Origin of the sequence: Streptomyces erythrochromogenes, assembly GCF_036170895.1 — a bacterium.
GTDB lineage: Bacteria > Actinomycetota > Actinomycetes > Streptomycetales > Streptomycetaceae > Streptomyces > Streptomyces erythrochromogenes.
This window is the reverse complement of the sequence record NZ_CP108036.1, coordinates 7,001,220-7,024,071: the sequence shown is the minus strand read 5'-3', so window position 1 is coordinate 7,024,071 and position 22,852 is coordinate 7,001,220. Positions and strand designations below refer to the sequence as shown.

General features: G+C 74.9%; 16 protein-coding genes. 10 read left to right on the top strand and 6 right to left on the bottom strand.

The annotated features are described in order from the left end of the window. Positions 1–10: 10 nt before the first annotated feature. Positions 11–2,155: a SpoIIE family protein phosphatase gene (locus OHA91_RS32145; RefSeq protein WP_408059200.1), complete on the bottom strand. Its 2,145-nt coding sequence runs from the start codon at positions 2,153–2,155 to the stop codon at positions 11–13. Positions 2,156–2,213: 58 nt separating this feature from the next. Then, positions 2,214–2,762: a type 1 glutamine amidotransferase domain-containing protein gene (locus tag OHA91_RS32140; RefSeq protein ID WP_031156470.1), complete on the bottom strand. Its 549-nt coding sequence runs from the start codon at positions 2,760–2,762 to the stop codon at positions 2,214–2,216. A gap of 156 nt (positions 2,763–2,918) precedes the next feature. On the opposite strand from OHA91_RS32140, the gene galT reads away from it, so the two are divergent. The 3 genes from galT to OHA91_RS32125 all read left to right on the top strand — a co-directional run bounded on the left by galT (position 2,919) and on the right by OHA91_RS32125 (position 6,062). Next, positions 2,919–3,947 carry a galactose-1-phosphate uridylyltransferase gene (galT, locus tag OHA91_RS32135; RefSeq protein ID WP_031156468.1) on the top strand — a complete coding sequence of 343 codons (1,029 nt, stop codon included), beginning with the start codon at positions 2,919–2,921 and terminating at the stop codon, positions 3,945–3,947. Then, positions 3,944–5,131: a galactokinase gene (gene galK, locus OHA91_RS32130; RefSeq protein WP_408059199.1), complete on the top strand. Its 1,188-nt coding sequence runs from the start codon at positions 3,944–3,946 to the stop codon at positions 5,129–5,131. The genes galT and galK overlap by 4 nt, the downstream gene beginning before the upstream one ends. Positions 5,132–5,324: 193 nt before the next feature. After that, positions 5,325–6,062 (top strand): VOC family protein, encoded by a 738-nt coding sequence (locus OHA91_RS32125; protein ID WP_031156466.1) that lies wholly within the window; start codon positions 5,325–5,327, stop codon positions 6,060–6,062. Here OHA91_RS32125 and OHA91_RS32120 read toward each other — a convergent pair. Both OHA91_RS32120 and OHA91_RS32115 read right to left on the bottom strand, forming a co-directional pair. Further along, positions 6,049–7,281: a molybdopterin molybdotransferase MoeA gene (locus OHA91_RS32120; RefSeq protein ID WP_328740505.1), complete on the bottom strand. Its 1,233-nt coding sequence runs from the start codon at positions 7,279–7,281 to the stop codon at positions 6,049–6,051. The genes OHA91_RS32125 and OHA91_RS32120 overlap by 14 nt on opposite strands. A 352-nt stretch (positions 7,282–7,633) precedes the next feature. Further along, on the bottom strand, positions 7,634–9,049 hold the full coding sequence (locus OHA91_RS32115; RefSeq protein ID WP_328740504.1) for an amidase: 1,416 nt from the start codon (positions 9,047–9,049) through the stop codon (positions 7,634–7,636). 131 nt (positions 9,050–9,180) lie between these two features. Here OHA91_RS32115 and OHA91_RS32110 point away from each other — a divergent pair, with 131 nt between their 5' ends. After that, complete coding sequence (locus OHA91_RS32110) at positions 9,181–9,795, top strand: TetR/AcrR family transcriptional regulator (RefSeq protein WP_328740503.1); 615 nt, start codon at positions 9,181–9,183, stop codon at positions 9,793–9,795. Between the two features lie 132 nt (positions 9,796–9,927). On the opposite strand, the gene OHA91_RS32105 is transcribed toward OHA91_RS32110, so the two are convergent. Next, the gene (locus OHA91_RS32105; protein WP_031156460.1) at positions 9,928–11,157 is read right to left on the bottom strand and encodes an MFS transporter; all 1,230 of its coding nucleotides are present in this window, start codon (positions 11,155–11,157) and stop codon (positions 9,928–9,930) included. 99 nt (positions 11,158–11,256) lie between these two features. On the opposite strand from OHA91_RS32105, the gene OHA91_RS32100 reads away from it, so the two are divergent. From OHA91_RS32100 to OHA91_RS32090, 3 genes are all read left to right on the top strand, one after another. After that, positions 11,257–12,342, top strand: a complete 1,086-nt coding sequence (locus tag OHA91_RS32100; RefSeq protein WP_328740502.1) for a helix-turn-helix domain-containing protein — start codon at positions 11,257–11,259, stop codon at positions 12,340–12,342. 129 nt (positions 12,343–12,471) lie between these two features. Next, positions 12,472–13,689, top strand: a complete 1,218-nt coding sequence (locus OHA91_RS32095; protein ID WP_328740501.1) for an NAD(P)/FAD-dependent oxidoreductase — start codon at positions 12,472–12,474, stop codon at positions 13,687–13,689. Next, on the top strand, positions 13,686–14,507 hold the full coding sequence (locus tag OHA91_RS32090) for a hypothetical protein (protein WP_209441555.1): 822 nt from the start codon (positions 13,686–13,688) through the stop codon (positions 14,505–14,507). Before OHA91_RS32095 ends, OHA91_RS32090 begins: the two co-directional genes overlap by 4 nt. Positions 14,508–14,544: 37 nt before the next feature. Here the strand turns inward: OHA91_RS32090 and OHA91_RS32085 are convergent, their stop codons facing one another. Further along, the gene (locus OHA91_RS32085) at positions 14,545–14,790 is read right to left on the bottom strand and encodes a hypothetical protein (RefSeq protein WP_031156456.1); all 246 of its coding nucleotides are present in this window, start codon (positions 14,788–14,790) and stop codon (positions 14,545–14,547) included. A gap of 314 nt (positions 14,791–15,104) precedes the next feature. On the opposite strand from OHA91_RS32085, the gene OHA91_RS32080 reads away from it, so the two are divergent. From OHA91_RS32080 to OHA91_RS32070, 3 genes are read left to right on the top strand one after another with little or no spacing between them, the layout of a single operon-like run. Then, positions 15,105–17,462, top strand: a complete 2,358-nt coding sequence (locus tag OHA91_RS32080; protein WP_328740500.1) for an MMPL family transporter — start codon at positions 15,105–15,107, stop codon at positions 17,460–17,462. Then, positions 17,459–22,108, top strand: coding sequence for a type I polyketide synthase (locus OHA91_RS32075; protein ID WP_328740499.1), 4,650 nt, complete (start codon positions 17,459–17,461; stop codon positions 22,106–22,108). Before OHA91_RS32080 ends, OHA91_RS32075 begins: the two co-directional genes overlap by 4 nt. Further along, positions 22,105–22,794 (top strand): 4'-phosphopantetheinyl transferase family protein, encoded by a 690-nt coding sequence (locus OHA91_RS32070; RefSeq protein WP_328740498.1) that lies wholly within the window; start codon positions 22,105–22,107, stop codon positions 22,792–22,794. The genes OHA91_RS32075 and OHA91_RS32070 overlap by 4 nt, the downstream gene beginning before the upstream one ends. Positions 22,795–22,852 lie beyond the last annotated feature (58 nt).

The window sequence follows — 22,852 nt, the reverse complement described above, 5'->3', positions numbered from 1 at the left end:
CTCCTCCCCGTCACACGCGCAGGAGGAGCAGCGCGATGTCGTCCGTGTGGCTCGAGGCCGCGCCGGTACCGCGCAGCAGGGCCTCGATGAGGTCGTCCAGGTCCGCCCCGTCGTGGTCGGCGAGGATCGCGGCGAGGTCGTCGGTGCCGCGCTCGGCGTCGATGCCGGCCGCGGTGGGCTTCTCGACCAGCCCGTCGGTGTAGAGGGTCAGGAGGGTCCCCGGCTCCAGCTCCAGGCGGGTGACGGGGCAGGGAGTGTCGAGGCCGACCCCGAGGAGCGGCCAGGGGTCGAGCTCCACTCGGTGCGGCGGGCACCCGGGGACGTGCACCAGCGGTGGCGGATGCCCGGCGCTGGCCAGCGTCGCACACCTGCTCGTCAGGTCGATGTGGACGTAGAGGCAGGACACGAGCAGATCGGTGTCCAGGCCCGCCAGGAGCCGCCCGGTGCGGGCCAGGACCGCGCCGGGCGGGGCGCCCGCGGCGGCGCGGATGGCGGTACGGACCTGGCCCATGAGAGCAGCGGCGGCGACGTTGTGCCCCTGGACGTCGCCGATGACGGCCGCGACGGTGGTGTCGTCCAGCACGACGACGTCGTAGAAGTCCCCTCCGATGTCCATCCCGTGGCTCGCGGGCAGGTAGCGGGCGGCGGTCTCCAGGCCCGGCACCGTGGGCAGGGTGTGCGGGAGGAGCGCCTGCTGGAGTCCGTGGGCGAGCTCGTGCGCCGCGTCGTGCAGGCGGGCCCGGTCGAGGGCCTGGGCGATGAGCCCGGCCAGGGAGGTGAGGACGGCGCGCTCGTCGGCGGTGAAGGCGTGCGGCCGCTCGTAGGAGAGGATGCAGCAGCCCACCGGGCGGCCGGAGACGGTCAACGGGAGGAACGCCCAAGCCTGTTTGCCGCTGATCTTCGGTGCGCCGGGATGCAGGTGGGCCATCGCTGCGGCGTCCTCGAAGAAGGCGGGAAGGCCGGTGGCCATGACCTGTCCCGCGGGAGTCAGCCCGGTGTCCAGGGGCAGACCGTCGAGCCGCTCGACGACCGCCGGGTCGTACCCGTGGTGGCCGGTGATCTTCAGGCGGCCCGCGTCGGCGGCGGACAGGACGAGGGCGTCGGCCCCGAACGCGGGCAGGACCTGGTGGGCGACCAGTTCGACGACGTCACGGACGGTGACCGGCTCCGTCATGGCGGCGGCGAGGTGCAGGAGCTGGTGGACCCGGCCGGTCTGCGGGACGGCGGCGCCCGCGGGCGCGCCGGACGGGGCCCTCTCCGCGTGCCGGGCGGGGCGGGTGATGCGGACGCTGATGCCGCTGGAGTCCGGATAGAGCTGGAAGCCCAGCGGGATGTCCGGCGGGCGCAGGGCGGTGAACTCCACCGGCTCGCGGCTGAGGACTGCCGCGCGGTAGCGGTCCTCGACCACGGGTGCGTCCAGCCAGGGCAGGGACTGCCAGGGCCAGGTGCCCAGCAACTGGCCGGACGCTCGGCCCAGCAGGGCCTCGGCGGTGCCGTCCACGAAGGTGATCCGGCCCTCCAGGTCCAGGGCCAGGGCTCCCTCGGGCAGGCGTTCCGCCCAGTCGGCGGCAGCCAGCGGGGGCCGGCCGCCGTACGTGCGGGGCGGTGTGGCCGGGATGACGCGGGGCAGTTCGGACACCGCCGGTACCCCGTCGGCCTGGTCCAGCATCCGGGCGATGCGGCGGGCGGCCGAGGTGATGTGGTGCTGTTCGCGCAGGCTCGCCGTACGGGCGTGGCCGGCGGGCCACAGCAGGAACAGGGCGCCGTGGGAGCCCCGGCGGCCCCTCAGGGGTGCCGCGGCCAGGCAGAACTCGTAGGGCAGGCTGACGGCGGCCTGCGGGTAGTCGTGGGCGAGCTCTTCCTGCGAGCCGATCCAGACCAGCCGGTCCTCGCGGACGGCGTCGCTCACGGGGGTGGAGGCGGCGGGGGAGATCCGGTGCCACGGCCGCGCGACCTCGGCCGGGACGCCGCACAGCACGACGAGCGCCAACAGACCGTGCGCCGGCCCGTCCCAGAGGTGGAACCCGCCGGCGGACGCCCCGGTCCGCCGGATCGTCTCGGTCAGCGCCTCGTCCAGCAGCCAGGAGCCGGCCCGGCCCGCGTCCGCGCCCGCACCCACGCCCGCATCCGCAAGGTCCTCACCGCCGCCGCTCACGACCCACCTCCCGTCACGCCCCGCCGGCCGTCGTACCGTTCCGCGCGCCGGCCGTCCGTCAGCGTCCGGCCGAGGCGGCACCGAACTCGTCGACGAGGGTGGTGCAGAAGGCGTCGAGGTCGTCGGGCCTGCGGCTGGTGATCAGCGTGCCGGGCGCCGCACGGCAGACCCGTACCTCCTCGTCGACCCAGGTGGCGCCCGCGTTGCGCAGGTCGGTCGCGAGGCTGGGCCAGGACGTCACGGTCCTGCCCCCGACCGTGCCGGCCTCGACGAGCGTCCAGGGGGCGTGGCAGATCGCCGCCACCGGCCGGCCGGCGCGGAAGAAGCCCTGGACGAAGGCGACCGCGCGCGCGTCCATGCGCAGGGCGTCGGGGTTGGCGACGCCACCCGGCAGCACCAGGGCGTCGTACGCGTCCGCTTCGGCGGCGCCGACCACGTCGTCGACGGGGAAGGTGTCCGCCTTGTCGAGGTGGTGGAACGCCTGGACCTCCCCGGTCTCGGTCGACACCAGGCGCGGCTGCCAGCCCTGGTCCTTCACGGCCTGCCACGGCTTCTCCAGCTCGACCTGCTCGACGCCCTCCGGCGCCACGAGAAACGCCACCCTCATCGTCGTCACGTCCCTTCCACGGTGGTACCGCCCGTCGGACGCCCGCTCCGCCCGCGTACGGCGCCTGCCCCTTCGGGAGCAGGGCAAACAGCCGTATGATCGAGGACGCGTCGGCCCCGGCCGTCACCCCCTGACGAGACAGGCGAGGACGTGCACGTGCACAGGACCGTCACCGAACTCGCGGACGGCCGCGAGCTCATCTACTACGACAGCGAGCCCGGCCGGGACCGCGGGGCCGAGGACCCGCGCCCGCTGGACCGGGTCGAGAGCACCCCGGAGCTCCGCCGGGACCCTGCCACCGGCGACTGGGTCACCATCGCCGCCCACCGGCAGTCCCGCACCTACCACCCGCCGGCGGACGCCTGCCCGCTCTGCCCCTCACGGGACGGCCGGCAGAGCGAGATCCCGGCCGCCGACTACGAGGTGGCCGTCTTCGAGAACCGCTTCCCGTCCCTCGCCGGCGGGGCCGGCCGCTGCGAGGTGGTGTGCTTCACCCCCGAGCACGACGCCGGCTTCGCCGATCTCACGCCCGAGCGGGCCCGGCTGGTCCTGGACGCCTGGACCGACCGCACCGCCGAACTGTCCGCCCGCCCCGGCGTGCGGCAGGTGTACTGCTTCGAGAACCGCGGCGCGGAGATCGGCGTGACGCTGGCCCACCCGCACGGCCAGATCTACGCCTTCTCCACCACCACCCCGCGCACCGCCAAGCACCTCGCCGCCGCGTCCGCGCACCGCGCCCGCACCGGGCGCAACCTCTTCGAGGACATCCTCGCCGAGGCCCGCGCGGCCACCGAACGCGTGGTCCTCGCCGGGGAGCACTGGACGGCCTTCGTCCCGTACGCCGCGCGCTGGCCGTACGAGGTCCACCTCCACCCGCACCGCAGGGTCCCCGATCTGACCCGGCTCAGCGAGGCGGAGCGCGCCGAGTTCCCCGGCCTGTACCTGGACCTGCTGCGCCGCTTCGACCGGCTCTTCGGGCTGGCCGCGCCCACCCCCTACATCGCGGCCTGGCACCAGGCCCCGCGCACCGGGGGCGAGGAACTCGCCCTGCACCTGGAGCTGTTCACCGTCCGGCGGACCGCCGACAAGCTCAAGTACACGGCGGGGACCGAAGCCGGCATGGACGCCTTCATGAACGACGTGACGCCCGAGGCGGCGGCGCGGCGGCTGCGGGAGGTCCTGTGACCGGGAACGGGACCGCGGCGGCGGCCGCGGCCGCGAGGCAAGCAGCCTCCGTGCGCCGGGAGTTCGAGCGGATCCACGGCCACGCCCCCGAAGGGGTGTGGGCCGCCCCGGGCCGGGTCAACCTCATCGGCGAGCACACCGACTACAACGACGGCTTCGCGCTCCCGATGGCGCTGCCGCAGGCCACCGTGCTGGCGGCCCGCCGCCGCGGCGACGGGCTGCTGCGGCTGCACAGCGCCCAGGGCGACGGCCGGATCACCGAGCTCGCGGTGGCGGACCTCTCCCCCGGCGCGGTCGGCGGCTGGGCCCGCTACCCCGCCGGGGTGGTCTGGGCGCTGCGGGAGCGGGGCCTGCCCGTGGGCGGCGCCGACGTGCACCTGGACAGCACCGTGCCCACGGGCGCGGGCCTGTCCTCCTCCGCGGCCCTGGAGTGCGCGGTGGCCGTCGCCTACGACGAGCTGTACGCGCTGGGGCTCTCGCGGCCCGAGCTGGCGCGCGTGGCCCAGTACGCCGAGAACGCCTTCGCCGGCGTGCCGTGCGGGGTCATGGACCAGATGGCCTCGGTCTGCTGCGCCGAGGGCAGCGCCCTGCACCTCGACAGCCGCAGCCTGGAGGTCCGCCAGGTCCCCTTCGACCTCACCGGGCACGGACTGCGCCTGCTGGTGCTCGACACCCGGGTGGCACACGACCTCGCCGACGGGGCGTACGCGGCGCTGCGCGCGGGGTGCGAGCGGGCGGCGGGGCTGCTGGGCCTGACCGCCCTGCGGGACCTCTCCGAGGCGGAGCTGCCGGGCGCCCTGGCGGGGCTGCCCGACGCCCTCGCGCCGCTGGTCCGGCACGTGGTCACCGAGAACGCCCGGGTCGGGCGGGCCGTCGACCGGCTGACGGCGGGCGAACCGGAGGCGCTGGGGCCGCTGCTGACGGCCGGGCACGCCTCCCTGCGGGACGACTACCGGGTCTCCTGCCCGGAGACCGACCTCGCGGTGGAGGCCGCGGTCGGAGCGGGCGCCCTGGGCGCCCGGATGACCGGCGGCGGTTTCGGCGGCTCCGTGATCGCGCTGGTCCCGGCCGCGGCGGCCGGGACCGTGGCCGGGACCGTGACGGCGGCCTTCGCCGCGGCGGGCTTCGGGGCCCCGGCCGTGCTGGAGGCCGTACCGTCGGCGGGAGCCCGCCGCATCGGCTGACCGGCGGGTCAGGCGCCGCCCGACGTCACGCACAGCGGCTGGGTGCCCTTGATGTAGCTGCCGCCGACGTCGGTCCAGAAGACCGCGCACCAGCGGTCGCCGTTCGCACCGTCCCTGGTACCCGGACCGGCGCAGGGGGCCGCGGGTGGTTGCCGCGGGGCGCGGGCTTCAATACCCCTCTAGGATCTGCGACATGGCGACAAGACTTGTGCAGGTCAACATGAAGGCCCAGGACGACTCCGCGCTCGGGCGGTTCTGGGCGGAGGCACTCGGGTGGGGTGTCGACAGCGAGGGACCCGGCGTGACGAACCTCGAGCCCGTGGGTTTCTCCTACCCCGATCCCTCGGCCGTCTGCATCGACCTCATCGCCCGCCCGGAGCCCAAGACGGTGAAGAACCGGGTGCACCTCGATCTGGCCACCACCTCGGCCGCCCATCAGGTGGAACTGGTGGCGCGTCTGCGGGACTTGGGTGCGACGCTCGCCGACGTCGGCCAGGGCGACGTCCCCTGGACGGTCATGGCCGACCCGGAGGGGAACGAGTTCTGCGTCCTGGAGCCCCGTCCGATCTACCGGGACACCGGGCCGATCGCCGCGGTGGTGGTCGATTGCACCGATCCGCGGGCGATGGCCCGGTTCTGGGACGAGGCGATGGACTGGAAGCTCCACGAGGTCGGCGACGACCAGGCGAGCATGCGGTCCGCCCAAGGCGTGGGCCCCTACCTGGAGTTCGTCCGCACCCCCGACACCAAGACCGTGTGGAACCGCGTCCACCTCGACATCAGCCCCTACCGCGGTGACGACCCGGCGGCGGAGGGGGCGCGACTGCGCGCCTTGGGCGCCACCGATCCCGGTATCGACCAGTCCGGGATCTCCTGGACGATCCTGGCCGACCCGGAGGGCAACGAGTTCTGCCTCCTCAGCCCGCGCTGAGCAGGGGGGCCGGGCCGCCCTCCGTCCAATCCGGGGGGAGGGCGGCGAGTGCGTCGCCGGCGGCGGCGCCCCGCAGGAAGGCGGAGCCGTGGCCCGCGGTGATGCGGACGCCTGTGCCGTACCAGGTGACGGGTACCAGCCGGGTCAGTCCGGGGGCGGGCCGCACGGAACCCGTCACGGGTACGCGCGGCAGCGGGTCGAGGGCCCGGCCGCAGAGGCCGGCGATGAGCGGGCCGAGCAGGGTGTGGGCGGCGACCAGGGCCGCGTACGGGTTCCCGGGCAGCCCCACCACCCAGCGGCCGGAGGGGAGTTCGGCGAGCAGCATCGGGTGGCCGGGGCGGCAGGCGACCGTGTCGACGACCATCCGGGCCCCGGCCTCGGCGAGCAGTCCGCGCAGCTGGTCGGTGGCGCCGGCCGAGGTGGAGCCGGTGACCGCCACGACCTCGGTGTCCCGCGCGCCGTGCACGGCCGCGGCCAGTGACCCCGCCGGACGGTCGCGGACGTGCCGTACCCCGCGGCTCTCGCCGCCCAGTGCGGCGACCAGGGCGGGCAGGGCCGGTCCGAGGGCGTCGCGCACCCGTCCCGGACCGGGCGGGCCCGCGTGGTCCAGTTCGTCACCGGTGACCAGGACCCGGACCCGGGGCGCGGGCCGCACCGGCAGGGTGTCGTGGCCGCAGGACGCGGCGAGCCCGAGCAGCGCCGGGCCGATCCGGGTGCCGGCGGGGACGAGACCGGTGCCGGCCGGGGCGTCCTCACCCGCCCGCCGGATGTGCCGGCCCGGCGGCGGCACGGGTCCGGCGACCATGCCGTCGGCGCCGGCCAGGGCCGCTTCCACCGGCAGTACGGCGCGCGTTCCCGCCGGAACCTGCGCTCCGGTGGAGATCTCCACGCACTCCCCCGCGCCGAGCGCGCCCTCCCATACCGTGCCCGCCCGGACGGCTCCGCGGATCCGCCAGGGGCCGGTGCCCGCCACCGCGTAGCCGTCCATGGCGGCCGTGTCGAAGGCCGGCAGCGGCTGCGGGGTGCGCAGGGCCTCTGCCAGCGTGAGCCCGACGGCGTCCGCGAGCGGCACCGTACGGGCGGCCGACGGCCGCGGCGCCCCCTGGGCGAGCGTCCGGGCCTGCTCCCAGGGCAGTTCCCGGTGCCGCGGCGGTGCGGCCGGTACGGGCAGGGGCACGGGCAGGGTGGGCGTGGCGGTGGCGGCGGTCGCGGGAGGCATGGGACGACTGTCGTCGCGCGGCGTTTCGGGGCGCCGCCGGGAGGGTTGCCACGGCGCACCGAACCGCTCACGGCACGGGTGGCGCCCGTGTGAGTCCAGGTAGCGGTGGAGGGCCTCGCCCCGGGAGAGGAATGCACACTCCTTGCAGCACGAGCAAGGATCTTGCGAACTTTCACTTGCATGCGCTAGCCATTATGGCAGTTTCACCTATCGGATGATTCACCATGGCCACGCAGGTCACTCCGGTCTGCTTCCGACCCCCGGTGGTCGAGCGGCTCTCACCGTTTCGGGGACCACCGGCAGGAGGCCCCCGCACGCCGATCACGGTGTTCGGCGCGCAGGGGCCCGCGCCTCACATGCGCGGGTCGATGGGTGTGAGGACTCCGAGCCGGTTTTCGACCGCCTGGGCCGCGTCCAGGCACAGGTCCTCCCGGAACGCCCGCCCGACGATCTGCACGCCGCAGGGGAGCCCGTCGACCAGGCCGGTCGGCACGGCCACACCGGGCACACCCACGAAGCTGGTCACACTGCACAGGCGCATGGCCGACGCGACCCGGTCCCGGCCCGCCCCGTCCCGCGACTCCAGCCCCGGCTCGACCGGCGGCTCGGTGAACGACGGGCCGAGCAACAGCGGGTACGCGTCGAGGAATTCGGCCCATGAGCGGCGGATGTTCATCCAGGTGCCCATCAGCCGGACGAGCTCGCCGGCGCTCGCCGGCGGGGTCCGCTCCATCGCCATCTCGATGTAGCGGTCCCCGCCCTTGCCGAGCAGTCCCCGCACCACCGGCCAGGACGGGGCGAACTCGGTCACGGTGATCCGGCCGTACGCTTCGAGCGCCTCGTCCATCCGCGGTACGTCCGGCACCTCGCGCACGTCGTATCCGGCGTCGCGGAGCGCGTCGGCCGCGGCCTCGACGGCCCCGCGAACCGTGGGGTGGACACCGTGCCCGCCGGGGTCGGCCACCACCGCGACCTTCACCGGCCCGGGAAGCGATGCACCGTACGCGGGCACCGGCACGGCCCGCGGATCCCGCGGATCCGTCCCGGCCAGCACCTCGTAGGCCAGCCGCAGGTCGCCCACGCTCCGGGCCAGCGGGCCGTCGGTGACCAGGATCTGGGACGCCGGGCCCGGGTCGTCCGGGCCGAGAAAGCGATGGTCCGCCGGGAACCGGCCCGTGGACGGTTTCAGCCCGGCCACGCCGCAGAACTGCGCCGGGACGCGCACCGATCCCCCGGAGTCGTTGCCGAGCCCGAGCGCCGCCATGCCCGTGGCCACGGCCACCGCGTCGCCCCCGCTGGAGCCGCCCGGGGTCCGGCTGCCGTCCCAAGGGTTGACCGTGTCGCCGAACAGTTCGCTGCGGGTGTGCATCCCCGCCAGGATCAGGGTGGGAACGTTGCTGTGCCCGATGGGAACCGCCCCCGCCGCGCGCAGCCGCGCCACCGGGGGCGCATCGGTCGCCGCCACCAGATCACGGAAGCGCTCCGCGCCGAACGTGGTCGGCACGCCTTCGACGGCGGTGCTCTCCTTGACCGTGAACGGCACGCCCGCCAGCGGCCCCAGCGCTTCACCGGCGGCCCGCCGGCGGTCCGTCCGCGCCGCGGCCTCGCGCGCCCGCTCCGCCAGGAGCTGCGTGACGGCGTTCACTCGCGGGTTGACCTCGGCGATCCGGTCGAGGTGGCTGTCGACCAGTTCGGCGGCCGAGACGGTTCCGCCGCGCACGGCCTCCGCCTGGGCGCGTGCCGACATCGTCCACAGGGCGTTCTGCATGGCCCTTCCTTCCTCCCCAATGTACCGATGCGCCTGCATCGGAACCGCAACCGTACACTCGTACCGATACGAGCGCAACGCAAGTGGTGCGCCGCACAGCGGAGCACCGCGGAACAGGGAGGCGGCCGGGCATGCCCAGGCAGGTGGATCACGTGGGCCGACGCCGTCTCATCGCCGAGGCCGTCTGCCGTCTCGCCGACGAACGCGGCTTGGAGGGCGTGACCCTTCGCGACGTCGCCGCCCGCGCGGAGGTGTCCATGGGCGCCGTGCAGCGGTGCTTCCGGACCAAGGAGGAGATGCTCGTCTTCGCCCTCGGGTACATCGGCGAGCGGATCGGCGAGCGCGTTCAGGCCCGCCTCGTCCGGAGCCCTGCCCAGTCGGCCGGCACCGCCCTGGGCCACGCGGCCACCGAGATCTCACTCCTCGCGGAAGAGCACCGCGCCGAGGCCAGGGTCTGGCTCGCCTTCGTCGCGCAGGCGGCCGTCAGCCCGGCGCTCGCCGGGACGCTGAAGGCGAACTACGCGGCCCTGCAGGATGCGTTCGCCCGCCTCATCGCGGAAGTCGGCGAGGAGGCCGAGCCCGTCGGGCCCCTCGATCCGCGGCGCGAGGCCCGCACCCTCCTCGCCCTTGCGGACGGCCTGACCACGCACGTACTCATCGGCCACCTCACCCCACAGGATGCGCACGACGTCCTCCACGCACACCTGGCCGGCCTCTGGGAGCGGCGGGTCCGGCCCCCTCACTGATCCCACAACGCGGAGACGGTCCGGCATATGCGGCCTTGACTACGTGGTCGTGTAACCGAACAACAGGTACGTGCATGGTGCGGCCATGAGACGGACTCTCCCTGCATGTGCCACCACGAATACCCGCTCAACCTAGCGGATGCGAGGCGAAGTTGCGGCTCCGTCCTTCTCGGTGGCGACGGCGGAGGCGGAGAGCAGGGTCGCACCGGCGAGGCTGCCCCAGAGGGCGGCCGGGCCGTGGGGTGCGAGAACGGTGATGACCGCCGGGGAGACCGCGAGGCCGAAGCCCGTGGAGAGCTCGAAGCGGGCGAGGACGCGGCCGAGGGCGTGGGCCGGGGCGAGGGCGGTGACCAGCGCCGTGGCACTGCCGGCATAGATGATCTCGCCGATGGTGCAGACCACGGACACCGCGGCGACGGCCGGGGCGCCCCAGCCGCCCCCCAGCGAGGCGGCCGCGAGGAACCCGAGGTAGGACGCGGCGAGCACCACGCCGCCGAGGGCCAGGACGGTCCGCCGGGGGAAGCGGGACATCCACACGGTGACCGGTACCTGAAGGGTGACCACGAGCACCGTGTTGGCCACGAAGACGGCCGCCGACCACACCGGGGAGGCGTGCAGTTGCGTCACCAGCACCAGGGGGAGCGCGATCTCCGGGACGTTGAGGCAGAAGACGTAGACCACGTTGGCGGCCAGCAGCGCGCGCATCCGGGGGGCGGGCGCCTCGGCCGCGCCCTCGTCCACGCCATCGGCCGGGGCGGCGGGACGCGCGTGCAGGTGGACCGACCACGCCAGGGCCGCCGCGGCGAGGTAGGCGATCCCGGTGACGGCCGCCATCGCCTGGAGCGCCGTGGCGCCGCCGGCCAGGCAGGCGGTGGCGAGGAGCGCTCCCGCGCCCAGTCCCGCGTTGCGCAGGGCGCGGCCCGCCGCGAGCGCGGTGTCGCGTTCCCGGCCGTGGGCGACCGTGGCGACCAGGGCCGCGTGGGCGGCCGGCCAGGCCTGGTTGCCGATGCCGAGGAACAGCGCCGCCGTCGCGAACGGCCAGACGTGCCCGGCCGGGGTGGCCAGCAGCAGCGCCACGCCCAGGGCCCGCACCAGCATCGACGCCGCCACGACCGTGCTGCGTGCGCCCCGGTCCAGCCACCGGCCCACCGCGGGCATGCACACCAGGCCGACGACGATGCCGGCCGTCATGGCGATGCCGGTCGCCGGAGCGGACAGCCGCAGCACCATCACCCCGTAGAGCAGCAGGAAGGGCCGCAGCAGGCCGGTGCCGAGCGCGTCCACGACCAGGGCGACGGCGTAGCGGGGGCCTCCGGAGGCCCGGACCAGGGCGCGGGGCCGGATCTTGGTGGTGGTTTCCATGGCGCCACCCTGCGTTCGGCCGCCGGGCCGGGCACGCGGGTTGACGGACATCGTCAACCCGGTGACGAGGGGGGCCGTCCGGTCGGAGATCCTGGGCGGGTGACGTTGAGGATCGACATCGGCGGCCTGCCGTCCGGACGGCTGCGGTTCGCCGCGTCCCCGCTCGCCGAACTGACCGCGATGCTGCACGTGCTGGCTGAGCCGGGGCACCATCCGCAGCTCGCCGGCTGGGCCGGTGAGGTGTGGGCCGGGATGCCGCCGGAGCTGGCGGAGCGCCTGCGGGAGGCGGATTTCCTCTGGCGTTCCTCACAGGCCGACTTCCTGCTCCCCGCCCGGCCCCGGCCGACCCTCGCCGAGGAGTTGGACGATGTGGACCGGATCGACGACGAGAGGTACGTGACGGCGGCGCTCGTCACCACGTGCGGCAGCAACCGGGTCCGCTTCGGCGCGCCTTCGCCGCTGACCGACCGGGCCGCACGGGAGCGCGCCCTGGACCTGGCGCAGGCCCGCGGGGTACGGCAGGAGGCCTTCGCGGCACGGCTGCTCGCGGATCCGGCCGCCGTACGGGCACGCGTGCGCGACACCCTCGAACAGTGCGCCGAGGTCTTCTTCGACGGCGCCTGGGCGGATGTCGCCGTACGCCTGGCCACCGACCTGCGCGTGAAGAACGACCTGCTCAGGCGGCACGGCATGGGGGCGGCCCTCGCGGCGGTCTCCGGCGCGGTCTCCCTGGCACCGGGCGGCGACCAGATCGTCGTGGACAAGCTCCCGGACAAGGCGACCGCCGCCCACGGCACCGGAGTCACCTTCATACCCAGCGCCTTCGGCGGCCCGCACCTGGCGGTGGTGCACGCCCCCGGCTGGCAGCCGGTGGTGCAGTACCCGGTGGCGGAGCCGGATCCGTCGGAGCCGGTATCGCTGGAGACGGTCACGCTCCGGCTGGAGGCACTCGCGCATCCGGTACGTCTTCGGCTGCTGCGCACCCTGGCCCGCGGCCCGCACACCACCCGGGAGCTGGCCCACGCCTGGGAGCTCTCACCGCCGGAGGTGTCCCGCCACCTCGCCGTCCTGCGCCGCGCCGGCCTGCTCACGGCCCGGCGGCGCGGTCGTTACGTCCGCTACACGCTCAACCTGCCCGATCTGACGGCGCTGGGCGCCGACCTGCTGGCGGCCGTACTGCGCTGAGCCGTACCGCGCCGTGCGCATGCGGACCCCGGCTGCGTGGCGCAGGTCACACGACTCCCCCTGTCACAACGGTGGCGGCACCGGTGTCTTGTGCCCGGAAGCCGACAACGAGAGAACGGGGAGCCCACCATGACCGAGAACACCGAAGTCATCGTGATCGGCGGCGGATACGCCGGCGTCATGGCCGCCAACCGCCTGACGCAGCGCGCCGACGTGAGCGTGACGCTGGTCAACCCGCGCCCGTCCTTCGTCGAGCGGATCCGCCTGCACCAGCTGGTCGGCGGCTCCTGCGACGCGGTCGTCGAGTACGCGGACGTCCTGGGCCGGGGCGTCCGCCTCCTGGTCGACACCGTGACGGGGATCGACGCCGCCGCGCGCCGCGTGACGCTGGCGTCGGGCGACACGGCCGCCTACGACTACCTGGTGTACGCCGTGGGCAGCGGCAGCGCCGACCCGGGGGTGCCGGGGGCCGCGGACTTCTCCTACCCGATCAACAGCCTGGAAGAGGCGCAGCGGCTGCGGCCCGTGCTCGTGGCCGCGCCCGCGACGGCGCCGGTGACGGTGGTCGGGGCCGGTCCGACCGGTATCGAGACGGCCGCCGAACTGGCGGAGCAGGGACGGGCGGTGACCCTGGTCTGCGGAGGGGTGCTCGGCCCGTACCTGCACGCCCGGGGCCGGCGCTCGGTCGCCCGGCGGCTGACCGGGCTCGGTGTGACCGTACTGGAAGGCCCGGGGGCGAAGGTGACGGCCGTGACCCGTCACGCCGTGCGTCTGGACGACGGCCGCGAACTGCCCAGCGAAGTGACCGTCTGGACGGCCCGCTTCGGTGTGCCGGACCTGGCCGTACGCAGCGGGCTGAGCACCGACGCCGTGGGTCGCCTGCTCACGGACGAGTCGCTGACCAGCGTGGACGACGACCGCATCGTCGCGGCCGGCGACTCGGCGGCCCCCTCGGGCCTGCCCCTGCGCATGAGCTGCCAGGCGGCGATCCCGCTGGGCGCGCGGGCTGCCGACACGGTGCTCAGCCGGATCGCTGGCGAGCGGCCCGCGCCCCTCAACGCGGTGTTCGCGGGCCAGTGCATCAGCCTCGGCCGCCGCGCGGGCATCTTCCAGTTCGCCCGCCGTCACGACGTGGCGGTCTGGTTCCACATCGCCGGCCGCCCCGGCGCGAAGCTCAAGGAGTTCATCTGCCAGGGCATCGCCAAGCACCTTGCCGGCGAGGCCCGCAAGCCCGGCTCGTACGGACTCCACCGCGTCTCGGGCGGCACCAAGCGGCGTGAACTCCTCGCCGCCGCCCCGGAAACCACTGGCACGGACGGCCTCCGGACGGCAAAACTGCTCCGGTGAACAGCGTGCCCCCGACGCCCGACCCGCTCCCCCTGCCCGCACCGGACCTGCAGGTGCCGGACCTGCCGACACCGGACCCCCGCAGCTGGGGCACCGCTGCGGACTTCGCGGCGATGCGGGCACTGGTCGCCGGGCTGGTCGTTCCCGGCAACGCCTCGATGTACGTCATGAGCGCACTGGAGACCTCCCGCGAGCTCATCCGGTACTCGTACTACCGCTACGAGTTCGCCACCGTCGCCGTCGCGCATTCCCTGTTCGCCCTGGAGCACGTCCTCGCCGAGCGGCTGGGGTCGGACGCACCGCTGGGGGAACTGATCAGGAAGGCCGCCGAGGAGGGCCTCGTCACGGCCGGGCTCGCCGCGGAACTCGACCACGGCCGACTGCTGCGCGACGGGCTCACACGGGGTGCGAGATCGAGCGCCGCCCTGACTGCGCCCATGGCCGTCGCCCGGGTGCGCGCCGTCTTCGACGCCGTCTCCCTGCTCCTCGGCCCGCCCCCCACCGAGGAAGCGGAGCGGGGAGACCGACTGGCCCGACTGTGGGAAGAACACAGGCGCGCGCTCTTCCCCGACGGCTTCCGCGGCGTGTCCATCGAGGGCGTGGAGCTGATCCTCCTGGACGCCGACACCGCCATCCTCGTGGAGATGGAACTCACGGAAGGGATGGACAGCAACCGCATAGCCGGCCTCTGGGCGTGCATCGCCGCCCTCGACAAGGCCGTGCCCCGGATCGACGAGGAGTACTGCGCCGCGTACTTCGCGAGGCTCCGGACACTGGCCGGACTCGCGGCGGCGCGCCACATCCCCGCGGCGACCTGAGGCCGGCGGGTCTCCGGTGCCGGCCCGCGCGCCCTCCTCATCTTCCGGGCTTCGCCTCCGGGTTTCCCTTCAGCCGCTCATCGAAATCCTGCTTCTTCACGGTCACGGTGGAATAGCCCGTGTGAATGGCGCCCGCGCCGTCCTGGGGAAGGAGCAGGACGGCCGGCCGCGGGGCGGTGGTGGGGGCGGCCATCGAGGTCGCCAGCAGGCCGATGCCGCTGCCCACCAGCACCACGGAGGCTCCGGCCAGAGCGACGCCGGGAATCCAGGAATGCTCGAACACGATGCTTCTCCGATTCTCCGTCCGATACAGGAGCCTCCGGGATTTCCCGGTGGAGGCGTACGTCAAATACACCCCGCACGCGCGCGGACGTCACGCCACTTGAACGCGTGACTTGACGCCCGCAACCGGTCTTGTCAAAGCCTCCGCCGCCGGACAGGAGCCCTCCTTTCCGGCTTCTGTCAAGTGACGAAAGGCCGGGACTACGACCCCTCCCCCGCCCCGGGCAGGGTGGCATTCGACCGTCCTGCGGAAAAGCAGGAGCGAAATGCCATCCGGACCGGAGGCCCCCGATGTTCCGTCGTGCAGGGAGTTTCGTGACCCGTCGTCCCCGACTGGTCCTCCTCGCCGCGCTGGTGTTCCTCCTGCTGTCGGCCGTGTTCGGCGCGGACGCGACCGGCCGGCTGAAGACGCAGGGATACGACGATCCGCGGTCCGAGTCCAGCCGCGCCGCGGTCCTCGCCGCCCGGCATTCGGGGGCCTCCCCCAACCTGGTCGTCGTCGCACAGGCCCGTGGCGGCTCCGTCGACAGCCCGGCCGCCCGCAGCGCGGGCGAGGCCCTGACCGGGCGCCTCGCCGCCGAGCCGCACGTGAACGCGGTCACCTCGTACTGGACGGGCGACGCGGCGGAGCTGCGCAGCCGGGACGGCCGCGCGGCCATGCTGGTCGCGCACGTGGACGGCGAGGGGGACCGGCTCGCCGCGCGGGTCGAGCGGCTGAGCGAGGAACTGGGCACCCCGGCCGGCCCCGGGACGGCGGCGACTCCCCTCACGGTGCACGTCGGAGGGCCCGCGCTCGTCGACGCCGAGCTCCAGAACCTCTCCGAGTCCGACCTGAAGCGGGCCGAGGCCGTCGTCCTGCCCGGGACCCTGGTCCTGCTGGTCCTGGTGTTCGGCAGCGTCGTGGCCGCCGCCCTGCCCCTGCTCATCGGCGTCCTCGCCGTCGCCGGGACGCTGCTGGCCCTCAGCATCCTCGGCAGCGTCACCGACGTGTCCGTCTTCGCTCTGAACCTCACCACGGCGCTCGGCCTGGGCCTGGGCATCGACTACGGCCTGCTGGTCGTCTCGCGCTTCCGCGAGGAGCTGGCCGACGGTTGCAGCCCGCGCACCGCCGCGGTGCGCACCGTGCGCACCGCCGGCCACACGATCGTCTTCAGCGCCGCGACGGTCTCCGCCGCGCTCGCCACCCTGCTGGTGTTCCCGCCGTACTTCCTGCGTTCCTTCGCCTACGCGGGCATCGCCGTCGTGGTGATCGCCGCGGTGAGCGCCGTGACGGTGCTGCCGGCGCTGCTGGCCCTGCTCGGGAAGCGGGTGAACGCCTGGGCCGTGCCCTGGCGCCGCCGGGTCCACTCCGGGTCGCGCTCGCGGCTCTGGGAGGGGCTGGCGCGGATCGTCGTACGCCGTCCGCTGCTGGCCGCGCTGCCGGTGATCGGCCTGCTGGCGCTGCTCGCCGGGCCGTTCGCCCACGCCGGTTTCGCCACTCCCGACGACCGGGCGCTGCCTAAGGGCTCGGCCGCCCGGCAGACCGGCGACCTGGTGCGCGGCGCGTTCGACATGAAGGGCGCCGGCGCGCTCGCCGTCGTCACGACCGGTACGTCGACCCCGTCGGCGCGGGAGGACCACGCCCGCAGGCTGTCCGCGCTGCCGCAGGTCGCCCGGGTCGTGACGCCCGAGGGCACCTTCCGCGACGGGGCGTCCGCCCCGCTCCCCGGCTCCGCCCGGTCCGCCGCGGCCCGGCCCGCCGGCGCCGTCGCAAGCCCCGCCCGGCTGTCCGTGGTACCGCTGGTGGACCCGCAGTCGCGCGCCGCCCAGCAGCTCGTGCGCGACATCCGGGCCACTCCCGGCCCGGCCGGCGCCGACGTCCTCGTCGGCGGACCGAGCGCGGTTCTGGTCGACGCCAAGGACACGGTGGGAGACCGGATCCCGCTGGCCCTCTCCCTGATCACCGCGACCACCTTCGTGCTGCTGCTCGGTTTCACGCGCAGTCTGCTGCTGCCGCTGAAGGCCATCGCGCTGAACGCCCTGAGCCTCGCGGCGGTCCTCGGCGCCATGACGTGGATCTTCCAGGCGGGCCATCTGCAGCACCTGCTCGGCTTCACCCCCGGTCCGCTCAGCACCACCATGCCGGTGCTGCTGTTCTGCATCGTCTTCGGACTCTCGGTGGACTACGAGGTGTTCGTCCTCGCGCGCATCAAGGAAGCGCACGACGCCGGACAGGACGACACCTCCTCCATCGTCTCGGGCATCGCCCGCACCGGCGGCATCGTCACCACGGCCGGCGCCCTGCTCGCCTTCACCCTGCTCAGCTTCGGCACCTCCCAGGTCTCGCTCCTGCAGTTCTTCGGGATCGGCGCGGGCCTGGGCGTCCTCCTCGACGCGACGCTCGTACGGGGCGTGCTCGTACCGGCGCTCATGCGCCTGGCGGGCGGCCTGAACTGGTGGGCGCCGTGGCCGATTCGGCGGCGCAGGGTGCCGCGCCCGGCGTCCCGTCCGCCCCCGGACAGCGCCGTGGGGCCGCCGCGGCCCGCGCCGCCGCCCTCCCCGGGCACGGCCCCCGTCCCCCCGCCCGCACGCGCCGCCGACCGCGAGTGCGCGTGCGCCGCCACCGCCCACACCGTCCGCACCACCCCGGCAGCCGTCCGGCCCGGGCCCCACGACAAGGAAGACCCGTCATGACTGACATCGCCATCGTCGGCCTCGGCTGCCGCTTTCCCGGAGCCCGCGACATCCGCGAATACTGGAAGCTCCTGATGAGCGGGGAACGGCAGTTCTCCGCGGTCCCGGCGGAACGCTGGAACCACGAGGTCTTCCACGAGCCCGACAACCCGTCGGCCCCGCACGCCTCGTACACCGACCAGGTCGCCTTCCTCGACGACGTGGACCGCTTCGACGCCCTGCACTACGGGGTGCCGCCCGCCCGCGCCCGGGCCATGGACCCGCAGCACCGGCTGATGCTCGACGTCACCCGCGAGGCCCTCGACGACGCGGGGCTGGGCCGGGGCGACTTCGACCGGGAGAACACCGGGGTCTTCTGCGCGATGTCGGTGTCCGACTACAAGGACGTCATGGCGGCCCCGATCCGGGCCATCGCCCTGGCCGACCAGGCACGGCGGTCCGCGACGGACGACGACGGCGTCCTCGAGGCGGTCAAGGAGCACGCCGGACGACTCGGCACCGTGCATCCCTTCAGCCTGCCCGGGAGCCTGCTCAACATGGCGGCCGGAACCGTCAGCCGGCAGTTCGACCTCGGCGGTCCCAGCTTCGCCGTCGACGCCGCCTGCTCCGGCTCCCTGGTCGCCCTGGACCAGGCCGTCGCCCAGCTGCGCCAGGGCGGCTGCCGGATCGCCGTCGTGGGCGGTGTCTACGTCAACCTGACCCCCGACAGCCTGATCGGCTTCTCCACGCTGCGCGCGCTGTCCGCCACCGGGGTGTGCCGCCCCTTCGACGAGGAGGCCGACGGCTTCGTGCTCGGCGAGGGCGCGGGCGCCGTCGTCGTACGGCCGCTCGCGGACGCGCTCGCCGCCGGCGACCGCGTCTACGCGGTGATCAAGGGCGTCGGCTCGGCCAACGACGGCGCGTCCCCGGGTCCGCTGGCCCCTGCCCCGGAGGGCCAGCTGCGCGCGCTGCGCCGGGCGTACGACGACGCGGGCGTCGCCCCGTCGTCCGTGGGCTTCCTGGAGGCCCACGGCACCGCCACCCGGTCCGGCGACCGCGCCGAGGTCGAGGCGCTGCGCCGGCTGCGCACCGAGTACCCCGACGACGACCCCTCGATGTGCTACCTGGGCGCCGGCAAGGCCCTCATCGGGCATTCCCTGGCCGCGGCGGGCATGGCGGGGCTGATCAAGACGGCCCTGGTCGTCCACCACCGCACGATCGTGCCGCAGCCCGGCACCACCCCCCATCCCGACCTGGGCGTCGGGGCCGCGGGCCTGCGGTTCGCCGAGACCGCGCGGCCCTGGCCGCGTACGCGGGCCCCGCGGCGGGCCGCGGTCAGCTCGTTCGGTTTCGGCGGTACGAACGTCCACGTGGTGCTGGAGGAGGCACCCGCACCCGCCCCTGCCCGGCCGGTGGCGGTGGGAGGCGCGGAGGGCGCACCACAGCTCGTCCTGCTCTCGGCCGGCGACACCGAGCTGCTCGACCTGCACATCGGCGACGTACTGGAGGCGGTGGAACGCGCCCCCCGCACACCCGTCGCGGCGATCGCGCACACCTTGGGCGGACGTGAGCCGCTGAAGGCCCGCCTCGCGATCGTGGCCGCCGACACGGACGAGTTCGCCCGGCGGCTGCTGCGGGCCCGCGGACGGCTGGCCGAAGGCGCCCGCGGCGACCTGGGCGAGGGAGCCTTCGCGGCGGACGCCCCCCGGCCGGCCGCGCAGCGCCGCATCGCCTTCGTCTTCCCCGGTCAGGGCAGCCAGCGGCCGGGCATGATGCGGGACCTGTACGAGAGGTTCGCCGGATTCCGGACCGTGGTCGACGCGCTCGGTTCTGTTGCCCGGGGCGACGCGGACCTCGACCTCGCCGCGCTGCTGTACGGCGGGGAGGCGGCCGGCTCAGGGGACGGCGACACCGAGGAGTTCAGGCGGCGGCTCGCCGGCACCGAGGTGTGCCAGCCGCTGCTCGGCACCGTGCAGATCGCCGCCACCCGTCTGCTCGCCGACTGCGGTGTCACCCCGGACCTGGCGCTCGGCCACAGCGTCGGGGAGTTCGCCGCCGCGGCGGCGGCCGGGGCGCTCACCGGCGAGGAGGCCGTCCGGCTGCTGGTGCGCCGGGGCGCGGCCCTCCGCCGGGCCGCGAGCGGTCTGCGGGGCGGGATGGTCGCCGTACAGACCGACAAGGAGACCTGCCGCAGGCTCGTCGTCGGGATCGACGACGTGTGGCTGGCCTGCTTCAACCAGCCGCGGCAGGTCGTGGTCAGCGGCACGCCGCAGGGTCTCGCCACCCTCCGGCGGGCCTGCGCCGACGCGGGCATCGCCACCGCGGTGCTGGAGGTGTCCGACGCCTTCCACTCGCCGCGGCTGGCCTGCGCCGAGGAGGCCGTGCGCGCCGACCTCGCCGGACGCCGTGTGAGCCCTCCCCGCCTGCCGTTCGTCTCGTCCGTCAGCGCGGCGCTGTGCAGCGATCCCGAGGAGTTGCGCGAGCTGTGGGCCCGGCACGCCTCCGCGCCGGTGCAGTTCGGCGACGCGGTGCTCGCCTCGTACGACGCGGGGGCGCGCCTGTTCCTCCAGGTGAGCGGTGGCGGCTCGCTCCTCGACCCGGTCCGCCGCAACCTCGCCGACCGGGAGGACGTGCACGTCGTCGCCGCGAGCGGCGCGACACCGGACGGCGGACGGGAGTTCGTGCGGGCTCTGGCCCGGCTCGCGGTCCTGGGCGTGCCAGTCGACCCGCGCGTCCTGGTCCCGGCGCAAGAGCGCCGGCCGGTCGATCTGCCGGTGGCGAGGCTCGCCGCGCAGTCGTACTGGGCCGGGCGGACGGCTCCGTCCACGGCGGCCCCGTCGGAGCAGGCCCCTTCGAAGGCGACCCCGTCGGAGGCAGCCCCGCCGACGGCGGACCCGGCCGGCGTACGCCCGGCCCGGCCCGCGCCGCCGGAGGAGACGGAGACCCCCGCGGACGCCCCGTCGCTCCACCCCATGGACGACCTGCGGCAGCTGGTCCGGGAACAGGCGGATCTCATGTCCCGCCTCTCCGGGGCGGCCCACGCACCGGCCCGCGGGGAGTCAGCACCGGCCGGGGACGTCGGCGAGGTCACCGAGGCCGTGTTCGCGCACATAGCCCGGATCTCCGCGTTCCCCGTGGGCCACCTGCGCCACGAGCAGTTGCTGATCGACGACCTCGGCTTCGACTCGCTGATGCTGACCGACCTGTTCACGGCCCTCAAACGACAGTGGCCGCTGTGGACCTTCGACGAACGGGACGCCGACCGGCCGACGGTCGGGGGCCTCGCGGCGGCCGTCGCGGGCGTCTCCGTGGAGCCCGCACCGGGAGCCGTTCCGGAGCAGCGTGCGGGCGGCGGCGTACCTGCGCCTGCGCCGTCCGAGTGCCCGTCCGAGGACCCGTCCGACGACCTGCCGGCGCCGGCCGCCCCGGACCCCGCGCCGCTGCCCGAGGAGCACACCCGCATCGACCGCTTCCCGGAGGTCACCGCCCACGTCGAACGCATCGGCGCCCTCTCCGGCACCGGCCTGTCCAACCCGTACTTCCTCGTGCACGAGGGCGGTATGACGGACACGACCGTCATCGGCGGCCGCGAGCTCCTCTCCTTCTCCGGCTACAACTACCTGGGCCTGGCGACGCACCCCCGGGTGAACGAGGCTGCCAAGGAGGCGATCGAGACCTACGGCACCTCGGTGTCCGCGAGCCGCCTGCTGTCCGGCAGCCGCCCCCTCCACCTGGAACTCGAGGCCGAGCTCGCCGACCTCCTCGGGTGCGAGGCCGCGGTCACCCTGGCCAACGGGCACGCCACCAACGTCACCGTGATCGGCCACCTCGTCGGGCCCGGCGACCTCGTCGTCCACGACGCCCTGGCCCACGACAGCATCCTCCAGGGCTGCAGGCTCTCGGGGGCGACCCGGCGGCCGTTCCCCCACAACGACGCGGCCGCCCTCGACGCCCTGCTCGCACAGGTCCGCCACCAGTACCGGCGGGTGCTCGTCGTCATCGAGGGCGTGTACAGCATGGACGGCGACATCGCCGACCTGCCCGCCCTCGTCGCGGTCAAGCAGCGGCACGGCGCGCTGCTGATGGTCGACGAGGCGCACAGCATCGGAACGACCGGCGCGACGGGCCGCGGCGTCGGCGAGCACTTCGGCATCGACCGCCCGGCCGTCGACCTGTGGTCGGGCACGCTGTCCAAGGCCCTCGCCGGCTGCGGCGGCTACGTCGCCGCGAGCCGCCCGGTCGTCGAGTACCTGCGCTACACCGCTCCGGGGTTCATCTACAGCGCGGGCATGACCCCGGCCGACACCGCCGCGTGCCTGGCCTCGCTGCGGCTGCTGCGCGACGAGCCGGAGCGCGTGGCCCGGCTGGCGGAGAACGCCGCGCTGTTCGTCCGCCTGGCGCGCGAGGCGGACGTCGACACCGGGGACAGCCACGGCACGCCGGTCGTCCCGTGCATCGTCGGGGACTCGCTGAAGACCCTGCGCCTGGCGGAGGCCCTGTTCCGGCGGGGCGTCAGCGTCAACCCGATCCTCCACCCGGCCGTCCCGGAGGAGATGGCGCGGCTGCGCTTCTTCGTCACGCGGGACCACACGCCCGGGCAGATCCGGCACACCGTGACCGCTCTGGCGCAGGAACTGCGGCAGCCGGACGCGGTGCGTGCGGCATGATCCGCGATGCCGGGCACCTCGGTTTCGGGGCGATCGCGCCGGGCCCGGTCCACCGGTGGGGCGGAGCGGCCCTCGTCGTGGCCCGGCGCCCCGGTCCGCGCCCGCCACCGCCCCTCTCGTTGGCGGAGCGGCGGGTGCTGGACGCGCTGCCGGCCCGGCGGCGGGCCGAGTGGGCGCAGGGCCGGCTGCTCGTCAAGCGCCTGGCGGGGGACGCGCTCGGCGTGCCGCCCGGCGAGGTGGAGGTCCTCCCGCGCGACGACGGCAGCCCCGGCGTCCTGGTCGGCGGCGTGCCGGCGCCAGCGGTGCACGTGTCGATCAGCCACACCGCCGGCCATGTCGCGGCCGCCCTCGCACCGGAACCGGTGGGGGTGGACCTGTGCGAGACGGCCTCGGCCGCCGCGGTACGCCGCGTCGCGGACCACGTCCTGTCCCCCGGGGAGCTCTCCCTGATCGGCACGGACCGGCCCGAGGCCGCGGCCGCCGCCTGGGCGCTGAAGGAGGCCGCCGTCAAGGCGGACCGGAGCTCCGTCTTCGGCGAGGCCCCGCGCCGCGTCGTGATCCTCGGTCTGCTGCCGCCCGTCCTGGGCGGGCGGCGCCGCGCGATGGTGTGGCGGGCGGACCACGCGGTCCTCGCCCTCGTACTGGCGCATCCGGCCCTGCCACCGGGCTCCGCGGCGGGGCCGTGAGCGGGCCGGCCGACCGAGCGCCCCTGCTGGCAGCACTGCGTTGGTGCTCCTTGCCCCG